This window comes from Pedobacter sp. 01N310 (assembly GCF_056399805.1).
In genome coordinates, this window is sequence record NZ_JBFTSB010000006.1 from 70219 (window position 1) to 85169 (window position 14951).

8 protein-coding genes are annotated in these 14951 nt (G+C 40.1%); all 8 read left to right on the forward strand.

The features are described 5' to 3' along the window. Positions 1-362 precede the first annotated feature (362 nt). The 8 genes from AC1DNH_RS13980 to AC1DNH_RS14015 all read left to right on the forward strand — a co-directional run bounded on the left by AC1DNH_RS13980 (position 363) and on the right by AC1DNH_RS14015 (position 14883). Entirely contained in the window at positions 363-3515 is a 3153-nt protein-coding gene (locus AC1DNH_RS13980; RefSeq protein WP_477625448.1) for a SusC/RagA family TonB-linked outer membrane protein, read from the forward strand. Positions 3516-3540: 25 nt separating this feature from the next. Continuing rightward, positions 3541-5400 carry a RagB/SusD family nutrient uptake outer membrane protein gene (locus AC1DNH_RS13985; protein ID WP_477580605.1) on the forward strand — a complete coding sequence of 620 codons (1860 nt, stop codon included), beginning with the start codon at positions 3541-3543 and terminating at the stop codon, positions 5398-5400. A 110-nt stretch (positions 5401-5510) separates the two neighbouring features. Continuing rightward, entirely contained in the window at positions 5511-7808 is a 2298-nt protein-coding gene (locus AC1DNH_RS13990) for a hypothetical protein (RefSeq protein WP_477625449.1), read from the forward strand. Positions 7809-8030: 222 nt separating this feature from the next. Then, positions 8031-9905 (forward strand): glycoside hydrolase family 36 protein, encoded by a 1875-nt coding sequence (locus AC1DNH_RS13995; RefSeq protein WP_477580608.1) that lies wholly within the window; start codon positions 8031-8033, stop codon positions 9903-9905. A gap of 1104 nt (positions 9906-11009) precedes the next feature. Beyond that, positions 11010-11477, forward strand: a complete 468-nt coding sequence (gene mraZ / locus AC1DNH_RS14000) for a division/cell wall cluster transcriptional repressor MraZ (protein WP_215131986.1) — start codon at positions 11010-11012, stop codon at positions 11475-11477. Then, the gene (gene rsmH / locus AC1DNH_RS14005; RefSeq protein ID WP_477580610.1) at positions 11467-12372 is read left to right on the forward strand and encodes a 16S rRNA (cytosine(1402)-N(4))-methyltransferase RsmH; all 906 of its coding nucleotides are present in this window, start codon (positions 11467-11469) and stop codon (positions 12370-12372) included. Before mraZ ends, rsmH begins: the two co-directional genes overlap by 11 nt. Continuing rightward, complete coding sequence (locus AC1DNH_RS14010; RefSeq protein WP_108199761.1) at positions 12369-12791, forward strand: FtsL-like putative cell division protein; 423 nt, start codon at positions 12369-12371, stop codon at positions 12789-12791. The genes rsmH and AC1DNH_RS14010 overlap by 4 nt, the downstream gene beginning before the upstream one ends. After that, entirely contained in the window at positions 12781-14883 is a 2103-nt protein-coding gene (locus AC1DNH_RS14015; RefSeq protein WP_477625450.1) for a penicillin-binding protein, read from the forward strand. The genes AC1DNH_RS14010 and AC1DNH_RS14015 overlap by 11 nt, the downstream gene beginning before the upstream one ends. Positions 14884-14951 lie beyond the last annotated feature (68 nt).

The window sequence follows — 14951 nt, forward strand, 5'->3', positions numbered from 1 at the left end:
TTTATCCAAATTATTTTTAATAAGTCTAAATAATGATTTAAATAAAAAAATTATATCTACATCCTAATAGATCCTTTATACTTTTTGCTTCGATAAACCTCAACAATACTGTAAATGCCTGGGCAGAGAAGGAGGTAAAGTTCACGTAGATAGCCCTGATGTGGTTTATTTGATGTTTCAGGGCATATTTTATTCACCAGCAAGGGTAAGGGCAAAAAAAACATTGTAAACGATCAAATTAGTGGTAGTTGCGGCTAGGTATTCTTCTGAGATTTATCCTAACAGCATGGATTGTTTTGTTATGCTCTAAACTAACCAAGAAAAAACCAAACAAAAAAACTAACCAACCAAAGATCAAGATTATGAAACAGGTATTACAAATGCACTTAAGGGTGCTCGGAATCGTTTTCATCTTACTGCAGTCCTATCATGTTTTTGCGCAGGTAAAAATATCGGGAAAAGTAGTTGATGCAGAAGGGAAAGTTCCATTGGCAGCTGCCACAATTACTGTTACAGGGGGAGCTGCATCCTCGGTAATGGCGGATGAGTCGGGTAAATTTACAATTGCCGTACCCAGTGGCGCATTGCTAAAAATTACAATGACCGGGTATAAAACTGTAACCGTTACACCTAAAGCGGGAATGGTAATAGAAATGGTCTCTACCGCTATTAATTTAGGTGAAACGGTAATTGTCGGTTATTCAAAGCAAAAGAAAACGCTTTTAAGCGGATCTGTAGCTACAGTTAAATTTACAGACAAAGACACTGAAATCCCGACCACATCAGTAGGTAATTTATTAGCTGGCAGAATGTCTGGTTTAAGTGTTTCTACACCAAGTGGCAAACCAGGAGAACAGCCTAGTATAAGCATAAGAACATCAAGTTCATGGAATCCTGCCCCAACTTTATATGTAATTGACGGAAAAGTTACTAGCGACGCTGCAGAGTTTAATAATTTAAGCCCTAATGATATCGATGAAATAAGCATTTTAAAAGACGCAGCTACTACGGCTGTCTATGGTTCTCGTGCTGGTGGCGGTGTAGTAATGGTTACTACCAAACGCGGTAAAGCAGGTAAAGCAACGGTTAACTACTCGGTAAATACCGGAAAAGACGTTCGCGGAAATAACATGAAGCTAACCAATATTATGGAATGGGGCGATATTTACCATAGAATTGCAGGAGCGGCAGACAACGTTTGGACCCCTGCTGCACAAGCTTACTTTAAAGATACAGATTTTGGTGGTGGCAAGGGCTATGGTTTCAACGCCTTAAAAGATGTTTACGTAAACCCTTATATTACTACACATAATTTAAGCGCATCTGGCGGTACAGATAAGCTTCAATATTTTATCGGCGGTTCTTATGTGGATCAAGAAACATTTATCAAGAACACCAACATGAAAAAATATAATGTTAGGGCAAATATAACAGCTAACCTTACCAAAGATGTAGCGGTTTTTGCCGGCCTTAGCTTAAACAATAATAAATTTTCTGCCCCCCAAGGCGATTGGTCAGGAGATATGTATCCTAAACTCATGGTATGGCAACCTTATATGCCATCTTTTTCTGCCTCGGGTTTACCGGTAGATTATTTTTGGATTACCAACAAACCGGCTGAAGCAAATGGATTAGCAGGTTACAACAATTCAGAAAGCTTGAGTTCTATAGCTAACTTAAATTTAACCTACAAAGCGCCCTTTTTAGAAGGATTAAGTGCTAAAGTTGGTTATATAAAAAGTTTTAATAATAGCAATCAAAAAATATACCAACATCCTTTTACCTATTACCAATTGAAACAAATTGAGCCCGGCATTTGGGATTTAAATTCTAATGTAGGGCAGCGCCTTAGTTTCCATACGCCTAGTATACAAAAAAAATCAGCCTGGAATCAAGAGGATCAATTAAATCTTCAATTAAACTTTGATAGAAACTTTGGCAAACATCATGTAAATGCGGCATTGGTGTATGAGCGTCAAGAAAGGAAGTACGACGGTATAGATGCCACCATTAATGGTTTCCCTATTTATACTACCGACCAATGGTGGGCTTCTACTGGTGGCGGAGGTGTTGTAAATGGCACAGCTACAAAACAAATTAGTAACATGTATGGTTTTCTGCCAACAACAGGTCGTAAATCGTTTATCGGGCAATTTGCTTATGATTACGCAGACAAGTATATTGCTACTTTTGCTTATCGCTATGATGGTTCAGTATATTTCCCTAAAGATAAACGTTGGGGTTTCTTCCCTTCTGTATCTACAGCTTGGGTAATTTCTAAAGAAAATTTCTTTAAAAATGTAAAAGGAATTGAAGCCTTAAAAATAAGAGCTTCAGTTGGGCAAACAGGTAACGATTTTGTGCCAATAGACCCAAATGGGGCTAGGGATGATTTTAATGCTTTACGCTGGCAATATGAAGATAAATACGCAGCTGGCAACAGTGCAATTTTTGGCGACTCGCCTTCACTTTATCCAGGTATACAATATAGTGTATATCCGAATCCAAACATTACCTGGGAAAAATACTTGAACAAAAATTTTGGTGTTGATATCAGTTTCTTAAAACACTTTACGGCTACAGCAGAATATTGGCATACGCTTACCTATGATATTTTAAGCACTAAAATTCAATCTACACCCCCAACTTTTAGTCGCCCTTTACCATCAGTAAATTATGGCAAAATGAAAGCAAATGGTATTGATTTAAGTTTAAATTACAATAATAAAGCTGGTGAAGTTAATTACAATGTAGGCTTAAACTTTACTTATGGCGATTCTTGGTATGTTATAAGGGATCAAAATATAACTTACGATTATCAAAATTGGATAGGCAATGGTCGTTCTGCCAATTATATTACTGGCTACACGGTTGATCACATGCTTAGATCGCAAGCTGATGTTGATGCATTATTGGCTGCTCATCCGGGGTATAATTTCAATGGCCGTGTACCTAAACCCGGACAGTTTGCATATAAAGACTTTAATGGAGACAATACCATTAACGACCAAGACATAACAGTACTAAACAAAAGCAATAATGCAAAAGTATTGGGTGTAACCTTAAATGCGGAGTGGAAAGGATTAAGCATTACGGCTAATTTTAATGGTGCATTTGGTTACAAAAAATCTTACCGTGATTTGTCTGGGGGGGTAGAATGGAACAGGATGTGGCAACCATGGTACGATCAATCATGGACCCCAAATAACCCTAATAGCTCTTGGTTACCTGCTCGATACAGTGTAAATGATGAAGCATGGGCGGTTAATACTGCAGGTAGTGATTTTTGGTTGGCAGATGCAAGCTTTTTACGCTTAAAGTTTTTAAATGTTGCATATAATGTTCCTCAAAAATTGTATAAAAAATACGTAAACAACATCCGTTTTTATGTATCCGGATCTAACCTTTTTGTAATCAGTAAATTCAATAAAAAATTCTATGATCCTGAAATGCAGACTGGCACGTCTTTCCCAATTGTCAAATCATACAATGCTGGTGTTAGTGTAACTTTCTAAATTTTAACATTAAAAGGAAATCAAAATGAAATATCTAAATAAAAATAAATTTATCCTGTACATCGCCCTAATTCTATTAGGCTCGTCTTGTAAAAAAGGATTGGATTATCAAAATACGGCAACTATAAATCCAAGTAATGTATGGACAGACTCTGTTTTAATTAAGGCTTATTTAAACGATGTATATGGTGGCCTTATGCCCAGATGGGAACTGAGCGGTGGCGCAGATGCTGACGAAGGTATTAACGGAACCGGAGGAAACTTAACCAATTTTCAGATGGGTATAGTTGATGTAACAAAAAACTTCACTAATTTAAACTACACCTATATCGACAAAACCAATTATTTTATGGATCAATTGGCTGGTTTACCCGCATCGGTACTCAGTGCAAGTACCAAAAGCAGGTTAACAGGCGAGGCCAAATTTTGGCGGGCTTGGGCTTATTGGGAAATGGTAAGATCTATTGGTGGTGTGCCATTAATCTTAAAAACACAAAATCCTGACGATCCAAACTCGTTGAAAGTAGCACGTAGTAAAACATCTGAATGTGTTACGCAAATTATAAAAGATTTGGACGAAGCCGCTGCTGCTTTACCACCCAATTACACTGGGATTGATTACGGTAGAATTAACCGTGTAGCCGCACTTGGTTTTAAAGCAAGAGTGCTTTTATGGTATGCAAGCCCATTATTTAACCCTGCAAACGACCAAACGAGGTGGACAAATGCTTACAACGCGGCTAAAACTGCGGTACAAGCTGCAGATGCCGGAGGTTTTGGTCTGTTTCCAAACTACAAGTTAATTTGGTACTCGGCAAATAAAGAGCAAATTATGACTAGGCAATATTACTATCCTGACGCTTATATTAACTTTGCTGCTATTAGACCCCTTCCATTTACAAACGGAAGCACAAATAACAATCAACCAATATTATCATTATTGCTTGCTTATCCAAAACGTGATGGAAGCCCGATGCAATATGATAAAAATCAATTATCTAATGCTGCGTATAATCAGCAGTTTTTAACAGATTTTTATACCAAACGAGATGATCGTTTTTATGCAACCATATATTGTGGTGGTACCGTGTACCCTACGCCAGATATAAATACAATAGGTATGACAAATCCAAGATCTCGTACATACTGGCTGGCCTGGACATGGAAAGATACTGCAACACCAAGTACTACGGTTCCGTCAAGAGATAATACTTTATTCCAAGGTATTTCGCCACTTATCCAAAATGGAGATGAAAACTGTGCAACAGGATTTTTTCAACGTAAAGGTTTAGATACACTTATAGACAGAAATGCTTTAGTAGGTGTAGCTTCTGGTGCTAAAAGTTGGTTCTCGCCAATGCGTTATGCCGAGTTACTTTTAAACCTTGCCGAATGCGCAAATGAAATAGGCAAAAGTAACGAGGCGTTAACTGCTTTGTATGCCATTCGTCAACGTGCTGGTATTGCTGCTGGTGCTGGTTCTAATTATGGTATTACAGCAGTTTCTCAAACCGATCTTCGTACTGCGATTATGAATGAGCGCCAGGTAGAGTTTGCTTTTGAAGGCTTTAGGTTTAATGATTTAAGAAGATGGAAACGTTACGATATCTTAAATAGCCAAAGTACCAGGAAAACTTTATTATTAATGTTAAATAAAGGTGCGACATTACCTAGCAACACAGACAACATTATGACTGCTGCTGTAAGAGCCAATTTCTCTGCAGTTATTATGGAGAACTTGGATAAAACAGCCGCTACCAATCAAAGTTATAACTTAAGCACTAGTTACTGGTTTAACTCTTTAAATCCGGCACAGATTTCTATTGAGCCTGACCAATTGCCACAAAATAAAGAATGGGGTGGTTCTTTTGATCCACTGCAATAAAATACCAATAATCAAGCAGGTGGATATGACCAGATCCACCTGCTTTTATTTTTAAGTAACTTTAACAAGTTACAACACACAAACCACACACACAGAAATAAATACCTGAAATGCAAAATAGTTTTTTTAATACCACCCTAAAAGCCATTGTTCTGCTAATGGCAGTCACCTGTTGGTTTTCGGTAAAAGGTTATAGCCAGACCGATTTTTCTACGGATTATTTCAAGATCAGGGTCGATAACAAAGGTTTTGTCACCAGTATGAAAAACAAGACTAAGGCACCATACAAGGAATTTAGTCTAACAGAAAAGCCCTCGCCTTTACTGAGTTTATATAGTGATACTAAAAAAAAATACTTCGAACCCACAAAAGCGGTTTATATAAAAAATAAAAAAACACTCTCGTTATATTATGCCAATGGTTCGGTGGCTACTGTTAAACTGGAAGCCAAAGCGAAATATTTCAAATTAACCCTGTTGTCGCTTACCAACCGGAAAGGGATTGATGTGATCGAATGGGGGCCGGTACATACCAGCATCAACAATCTGTTTGGAGAAATCATCGGTGTGGCAAGAGATACAAGTGCTGCCGTAAACTACTCCATCGGTATGATGGCCTTAAACGATAATACCCTGGGCGGAAAAGCAGAAACAATCGGCGATGCAGCGCCGTTTCAATATGTTGTTCACAGTCCCGATACTAAACGGTTTCCCTTACCTTCCAACCTTCATGAAGGTCAGATATTTACATTGGGTGGGAATGGTATCAGCGATGTTGCTTTTTATGCACACAAAGAACCCTGGTACCGGATAATGTATGGCAATGCAGCTAATGTGGATAAAAATGGAAGAATATCGCTCTCTTATCAATCAAGGGACCGTGGTTTTGAAAGAGAGGTTTATTTTTCGCTCATTCCCAATATGGCTGCCAACACCCCAAACCATTTGCAGGTGCAGCCATTACCAGGTGTAGATTATATCGGATCATCCGTAGCCTTATGGGGAAGTCCGGACAGTACAGCTTTGCTGGATGTGATTCAGAAAATTGTCTTAGCAGAAAAACTCCCGCATCCGACCATTAACGGGAAATGGATAAAAGACCCGGCTGCTTTTGTTCCTGACCTTCTAACCAGTGGTAATTTAAATGACAGCACGATCTCTTATGCATCAAGATTGGGTTTTAAAACCATAAGCTTATATGATCAGGGTTTCTTAAGAGCGGATCGTGGCAATAACGGTTACATTGACGGAAGGAACTTTGAGAAAAAGCCGATAAAATTAACAAACGGAAATGTTTCCCATAAGGAATTTTCTGATATGGCGGCCAAACAGGGTATCAGTATAGGCAGAACACCTATTACCACTGCATTGGCCCCTGGCACTATGGATGCGAGTCCAATCCCGAGCGATAGCCTGTGTTATCAGCAAAAACGCCTGCTGGTAAAAAGTATCAGTCCAACAGACACAGTAATTTTGGTCGACAACCCGGCTTACATGGATGAGATTGCCAGCTGGGAAGGTCATTGCGCCAACTTAAATATGGTCAAAATCGGTAAAGAACTTATCCATTATATGGGCGTTTCCAAAGAAAAACCCTATAGGCTTTTGAATGTGAAGCGCGGATATTGGAAAACCACCGCCTCAAACCACGCCGACGGGGATACTATTTATAAACTTCAGGTAACGGTTAATTATGGTTATGACGGGCTCATCCCAAACATGCAACTTCAGGACAAAATAGCCGAACACTTTGCTGAAATCTGTAAAATTAACGGCCTTGCTTATTATGACTTTGATGGACAGGAGTTTTTGTTCAATAATGGCCACGGTTATTATTCGGCTAAACGTTTTTTTGGTAAAATGTTCGAAAAAGCTGCGCAGTTGGGTGTTCCTTACATCCGTTTCACGGGTGCTACCTTATCCGAAGGGTCATGGCATTATCAGAGCATCTGGAATGTTGGTGGCGGGAAAAATCTATACGACGCTGAAACCCGCGAATGGGGCAGTACGACTAGCCAGGGAAAAGATCTTCGCGATGTATGTTATGCTAATTATTTCCCGGTGGGCATGGGCGGCAACTTCCCGATCAACGCTAAATCTAAGGTTGAAGAGTATGAGCATATACAGGCGATTTCAGTGGGGGTTGGTACGACATACAGTTTAAAAGTAAATCAAAAGGATGTTGAAAGCTGCCCGCAGAAAGATGTTATTTTTAAAGTAATAAGAACCTGGGAAAATGCAAGAGCTGCCAATGCCTTTCCCAGAAGTGTAAAAATGCAGCTGGCAGACCCTGCAAATAGCTGGCAACTGGAACAGGTTGATAATAATAAATGGAAACTATATTCAATTGTCAACGGAGAAAGAAAAACTACTATCAGCTTAAACAGAGATATTGCAGGGGGATATTAAGTACCACTTGCAGATTTTGAAGTACCCTTCTTTGAAGATTTATCAAAATATGTATGCCTAGAGGGTTTTAAGTGTAGTTGCGTGATCTATTACCACACAAATTGAACGGCCACTTGCATTAATTGATTTACAATACCTGTAAATAGCAATACATGGGGTGCGGGTTGAATAAAATATTTGGATTAAATCGTATTTTGCAATAAAAAATTAAATTATTACCGAATGAAAAAATACCTGGTAAGCCTCATGCTTTTCACTGCTTTAGGGGTAATTAGTCTGTCATGTAGTGTTGATAACAACGGATTGGCAGACGGATTTGTACAGCGTTTAAAAGATGCACCAGCCAAAGTTATCCTAACTAATGGCGCTGCGGCAGAGGCACTCATAGTAGGCAGGAAATGGAGTAGCGATTTATGTGCACTTTCAGTTAAAAATACTTCAGCTAAAGCCGTACAGGTAAAAGAAGTAGTGGTATTCGATCTACAACATCAATTGGCCGATACTACCAAAATTTATGGAGAAGCTTTTCAAAAACTGGGACAGATAGGCGGCACGCTGGGCAAACCCGAAGATTGGGGTACCTACCCCGACAGAAGTCATTATAAAATACCGGAACCTGAAAATTTGCGGACGGCATACGGCATGTTGACCTTGCAACTCCCCGAAAATAACAGGGTGTTATTGGCTACAACATCTTGTAAAAGATTTATATCCAGATTTTCTTTCGATGCCAAACGCCTCCGTATTTCGCTCGATTGCGAAAACCTGGTGCTGCAGCCTGGCGAAACCTGGAGCCTGGAAGAGTTTTTGGTAACAACAAGTAACGACCGGGAAAAAAATTACGATCGTTTAACCGAAGCTATTTCTAAACATCACCCACGGTTAAAGCACGATCCGGTGCCAATGGGCTGGTGTTCATGGTATTGCTTTGGCCCGGCGGTTACAGCCAAAAATGTATCAGATAATACCAATTGGATTGCCAAAAACCTGCCACAGCTAAAATACATACAAATTGATGATGGTTACCAGCCCTGGATGGGCGATTGGCTCGAAAAAGGAAAAGCTTTTGGAGGCGATGTTGCGCAGGTACTGCACGATATTAAAAATAAAGGTTTAGAACCTGCCATTTGGGTAGCGCCATTTGTGGCCAGTCCACAATCCGAATTATTCAAAAACCACCCCGATTGGTTTGTTAAGGATGAAACTGGCAAACCGCTACGTTCTGATAAAATAGGTTTTGGAGGTTGGCGCTTAGGGCCATGGTATGTATTAGATGGTACACACCCGGCAGTTCAGCAATATTATACCGAACTTTTTAAAACCATGCGTCAAAAATGGGGCGTTACTTATTTTAAGCTTGATGCCAATTATTGGGGCGCTATGCATGGTGGTGTACATTACGATAAAAAGGCGACCAGAATCGAAGCTTATCGCCGGGGTATGGAAGCCATACTTAAAGGTTCTGGAGATGCCTTTATACTGGGTTGTAACCATCCAATATGGGGCTCGCTGGGTTTAATTCATGGTTCGAGAAGTTCTATGGATACCTGGCGTGACTGGAAATCGTTCCGGAATATAGGAAGAGAAAACCTACTCAGGGGCTGGCAGAATGGACGGTTATGGTGGAACGATCCGGATTGTATTCTCTTAACTGATAATGGTGCCGAAGATGTAATGGATCAGGGAGGTAATGCAGCTACAGCAAAGAAAGTTGTGTTGCCAGAAAATGAATTTTTATACCATGCTACAACAGTGTATGCCTCGGGCGGCATGTTATTGAGTGGTGATGACCTGACTACAATTAAGCCAGAAAGACTGGCAATTCTTAAAAAGATGATTCCCCCAACAGGAAAGTCGGCCAGGTTCGAAAACGAAAAATTTGAAGTAGGTATTATTAATTTTAAAGATCACATTGAATACACAGTGTTTAACGCAAGTGATGCTCCGGTTAGCCGTAAAATAAAATTACCTGCCGGAAAATATACTTTAAGCAATAAATGGACCGGTAAGGAAATCGGCGTTTTCGAAAAAGAATATGTGATTAATGATTTGCTACCACATAGCGCACAATTAATTTTGGCGAAAAAGGTTAATTAATTAAGGTCTCTTGTACAACGTTAGTAGAGGTTGTATCATAAATACAGATTTGTCACCCTGAGCCTGTCGAAGGGCCTGTTTAAATACTCTTTAAGATGTTTCGACAGGCTCAATATGACAGTATCTGAGTTGAAATTGTCTTTATGATACAGCCTCTTTTTTTGTGTTATACATTTGATAAACTTGACGGTGTGAGTGTAATGTCATTAAGTTAAGCCATTCGGCACAAGTAAAAATAAATTAAACCACAGATAGAAAGGATGCACACAGATATGAAAATCCGTGCTTATCTGTAATTAAAAAACGCTTAGTTTATTGACATTGCAGGGTACCGCTTTGCCAAGGGCTAAATTGGTTAGGCCTGTTGCACGGAAAACCCCTCATTTAGCAATAACAGGTGTGATTTAAACCCGACCTTAGCGGGATGCCACAATTTTTTCAATTGGGGCAGAAGCGGGGGCGGGGCTGCTTCCTCCACAGGTACTGAACTATACATTTCCAAAAACCTTTTATCCGGATGTAAGAGTTTGAACTACAGGCAGAAAGAATGCATGCGGATATAGAATCCGTGTTTATCTGTGTGCATCTGTGATTAAAAACGATTAACTTAATAACATTGGATGCGGGTTCTTTATGGAGTATGTAATCGCCAACTATTAGCTTATAACAACAATGTCCATCGCGAGGTGAAACCTGAAGGAAACCTGCGGTAAAGTCCCTGCCCTGGGAACACAGATATTTTCTGCCATCCCTGCTTTTTTAACGTATTACCCACGCTGCTGTCTAATGAAAGGTATGATTTTTTGGAGTATAGGGACGGTCGCTATCTGAATAAATTTTGGCCTCTGTTAAGGAGTTCATTACTAGCGTCCTTTAAATTTATGGGAAAAATTGGGCGGAGGTGACACTTTTGGGTAATATATTTTTAACCCGCTTATTATCAGTTGTTAATGGCTTTTTGCTTGTGCTGATAGTCTTATTCTAACTATATTGTGAGACCATTATTGTAACAAAAGAGATGTGGAAAACTTTTTTGTGGTAAAAAGTGGTAAAAAGTGGTAGAACTATTTACTTTTACACTAGATATAAAGTGTAGATACCACTATGACCCAACTTTTAGGAGAATTCGATTGTAAACTTGACGCAAAGGGCCGCCTTATGGTACCTGCTGCGCTTAAGAAACAATTGCCTGAATCTGAGAAAGAAGGGTTGATCATTAACCGTGGTTTTGAGAAAAACCTGGTGATCTATCCTAAAAATGTATGGGATGCCGTTGTTGCCGATCTTGCCAAGCTTAATATTTACGATCAGGAAAATAGGGCCTTTGTGCGGGCTTTTACGCGTGGGGCAACCGAGCTTTCGCTTGATGCTGCCGGCCGTGTGCTTTTGCCGAAATCTTTGGTAGAATATGCGGGTATCGGTAGTGACCTTGTTCTGGCCTGCCAGTTGGATCGTATCGAGGTGTGGGATAAAAAAGCATACGAAGATATTTTTGATGATGTTCCGGCCAATTTTGCAAGCCTTGCCCAAAAAGTAATGGGCAATAAGAAAGGAGGGGCAGATGGCGAATAATTACCACATTCCTGTAATGTTGCAGCCTTGTATTGATGGCTTGAATATTAAACCTGATGGTGTTTATGTTGATGTAACCTTTGGTGGTGGTGGTCATTCGAGAGAGATTTTGAAACATCTTGGACCGAAAGGAAGATTGATCGCATTTGATCAGGATCCTGATGCCCAGGCGAATGTTCCTGATGACGATCGTTTTATTTTTATCGACCAGAACTTCGGTTTTTTGAAAAATAATCTCCGCTTAAAAGGTTTTAAGCAGGTTGATGGTATTCTGGCTGATCTTGGGGTTTCCTCGCATCAGTTTGATGTGCCACAGCGTGGCTTCTCTATCCGCCATAATGCCGATCTGGATATGCGTATGGATCAGCATCGCGATTTAACGGCTGCCGAAATATTGAATACCTATACAGAGGATAAGCTGCATAAAATCTTTGGGATTTATGGAGAGGTGAAGAATGCTAAATCGCTGGCCCGTGCCATCGTGACTTCGCGTTTAGAGCAGCCTTTTACCGATATCGACAGTTTGAAGTCGGCAATTGCCGGTTATATCCCGAAAGGAAAAGAGAATAAATATTTGGCGCAGGTGTTTCAGGCGTTGCGCATAGAGGTGAATGCTGAAATTCAGGTGCTTGAAGATTTTTTGTTGCAGGCTGCTGATGTGTTGAAGCCGGGCGGTCATTTAGTAGTGATGTCTTATCATTCTTTAGAAGATAGGCCGGTTAAAAACTTTATGGCGAAAGGCAAATTTCAGGGTGAGGTAGAAAAGGATTTTTTTGGAAATCAGCAGAAACCATTTAATGTAATTACACGCAAAGCGATAATTGCCACTGATGAGGAGATTGCTCAAAACAATAGGGCCCGCAGTGCGAAACTAAGAATAGCAGAAAAGATATGAACAGGTTTAGGGAAGAGATAGAGGAGGAGGAAGTTGGGCCTGAACCAGAGTTAAAAGCTGCGCCCAAAAGGCCAAAAACTGCTGAAGAAAAAATGGATAGCAATTCATTTATCAGCAAGCTTTTTAATGATGGACTAGTAAGTAAAGAGGCGGCAACTGATGCTTTGCCTTATTTGTGTTTCCTGGCGCTTTTGGGGATGATTTACATTGCCAACAGCCATTTTGCGGTAAACAATGTTCGCCGGATTGATAAATTAAATAAAGAAGTAAAAGAATTAAGATGGGAGTATAAATCCCTTAAGGCCGACCTGATGTTCAAGAGTAAACTAACAGAGGTTGCCAAAAAGGTAGATACCCTTGGGATAAAAGAACTGATTGAACCACCAAAAAAAATAATTGTTAAAAGCGATGAATATTAGAGCAAACATCTTGCTTCGTGTATATCTGGCATTTGGCTTAATTGTGCTTTTTGCTTTCGCGGTGTTTTTACGCCTTGGTCAGGTACAGTATGTGCAAGGGAAAAAATGGAAAGCTATGGCAGATAGTCTTTCTACACGATATGTAAATGTGGAGGCTACCCGTGGGAATATCTATTCTAACGATGGTAGTTTACTGGCTACTTCGATACCGGAATACGAACTGCGCATGGATATGTTCGCCGGTGGCATTGCTGATAAAGATGTGTTCAATGAAAAAGTTGATTCTTTAGGTTATAAACTCTCGCAGATTTTTCAGGATAAAACAGCTAAGGAATATGCTAGATACCTGCGTAAAGGCCGTCAGGACAGCTCGCGCTATTTGCTGATTCACCGAAAAGTAGGTTATGCTGATCTTAAAACCATCAGGACTTTCCCATTATATAACATCGGTAAGTTTAGTGGCGGTTTAATTGCCGTTCAACAGAATAAACGGATTCTTCCTTTTCAGGCTTTGGCTGCCCGTACCATTGGGTATAAAAACGAAAATGTTAAAAACGGTGTGGGTTTAGAGGGTGCCTATAAAGAGTATATCAACGGCGAAACCGGGAAAAGGTTGATGCAGCGCATCGCTGGGGGTGTTTATATCCCGGTAAACGAGGAGGCTGAAGTAGCGCCAAAAGACGGTGCTGATATTATTTCGACCATTGATGTGAACATGCAGGATCTGGCCCAGAGTGCGTTGGAAAAGCAGTTGATCAAATCGCAGGCCGATCATGGTACAGTAATCCTGATGGAAGTGGCAACAGGTGAAATCCGTGCAGTAGCCAATTTCTCTAAGGTAGAAGAAGGGGTGTATAAAGAAAAATTTAACTATGCCATTGCAGGTAACCAGGATCCGGGATCAACTTTTAAACTGGCTTCCTATATGGCGCTTTTAGAAGATAAATTGATCGATACGAATACCATGATCGGTACTGGTTATTATCAGATCCCTGGAAAACTGATTACGGATTCACATCCAAAAATTGAAACGGTTACAGCAAAAAAAGCCTTTGAAACCTCTTCCAATGCTGCAATCGCAAAGCTGATCAACACGCATTATGGCAGCGATCCGATGAAATTTACAGATCACCTATATGATTGGGGGCTGAACAAAAAAATGGAACTGCAGATTCCTGGTGAGGCAATGCCGGTGATCAAAAATCCTAAAGGGAACAAAAGCTGGAACAAAAACATGACGCTGCCGCAAATGGCTTACGGTTACGAAATGATGTTGACACCGTTAAAGATGCTCTCATTGTATAATGCGGTAGCTAACAATGGTAAAATGGTAGCTCCAATTTTTGTGAAAGAGATCAGAAGGCTGGGGAACCCGATCGAGCAGTTTAAAGCAAGGGTAATTAACGATAAAATATGTTCGGATGTTACCCTCAGCAAGATCAAGAAAATGCTTGAAGGTGTGGTTACGGAAGGTAGTGGAAAGCAGATCGTTTATAATCCGCTATATCCGATCGCGGGTAAAACCGGTACTGCCCAGGTGGCTGATGCAAATAAAGGATATAAAGGGAAAAAACAATATCAGGCTTCTTTTGTAGGGTATTTTCCAGCTGATAAGCCTAAGTATTCTTTAATCGTGGTAATTAACGATCCAAAAGGTGCTTATTATGGTGCTACGGTTTCGGGCCCTGTGTTCAGGGAAATCGCCGACCGTATTTATGCCAGCGATATGCAGATGTATAACGATGTGCCGACCCGTTTGGTAGGTAATACGGGTAATCCGCCAACAAAAGCAGGACAGAGTAAAGCGACTCAGAAAGTGTATAAAGCATTTGGTTTTAAACCGCTTTTTGCTTCAAAATCTGAGTATTACAATATTATAGATACCAGTGCGGGAACAGTTTTTCAAGAAAATAACGAGCGTAAAGGTGTGATGCCAAATGTGGCGGGAATGGGACTGAAAGATGCATTGTATCTTTTGGGAAATGCGGGTTTGAAAACAAAGGTTTCGGGTTCCGGAAAAGTGGTCAGTCAATCCATCATCGCCGGAACAAAGGTGGGTAAAGGATTGGGTGTACAGATAGAGTTGAATTAAAAGGAATGATAAAATGAGAGAATTTTGAATGAGTGAATGTTTAAAGGCTATATCCACATTCTATCATT